This window comes from Halomonas sp. ND22Bw, from assembly GCF_003011945.1.
Taxonomy (GTDB): Bacteria; Pseudomonadota; Gammaproteobacteria; order Pseudomonadales; family Halomonadaceae; genus Halomonas; species Halomonas halophila.
Genome location: NZ_PXWD01001456.1, coordinates 1 through 248 on the forward strand (window position 1 = coordinate 1; position 248 = coordinate 248).

2 protein-coding genes are annotated in these 248 nt (G+C 70.2%); both read left to right on the forward strand.

What is annotated here, in order from left to right:
* Positions 1–11: 11 nt before the first annotated feature.
* Positions 12–158 (forward strand): HisA/HisF-related TIM barrel protein, encoded by a 147-nt coding sequence (locus CVH10_RS23045; protein ID WP_369335995.1) that lies wholly within the window; start codon positions 12–14, stop codon positions 156–158.
* Positions 155–248, forward strand: a 94-nt coding sequence (locus tag CVH10_RS23050; protein WP_369335996.1) for a HisA/HisF-related TIM barrel protein, incomplete at its 3' end; no start/stop codon positions are given. The genes CVH10_RS23045 and CVH10_RS23050, both read left to right, overlap by 4 nt.

Here is a 248-nt window from a genome sequence, read left to right on the forward strand (position 1 = left end):
GCCCCGACCTGGTGCTTCAGGCCTCGGGCGGCGTGTCGTCGCTGGACGACATCACGGCGGTCAAGGCCCTGGGCTGCCACGGCGTGATCGTCGGCCGCGCGCTGTACGAGGGCCGTTTCGGCTTGCCCGAGGCCATCACAACGGCGCGCCGATCGTGACGGCCCGCCGCATCATCCCCTGCCTGGACGTGAAGGACGGGCGGGTCGTCAAGGGCGTGAAATTCGTCGGCCATACCGACATGGGCGACG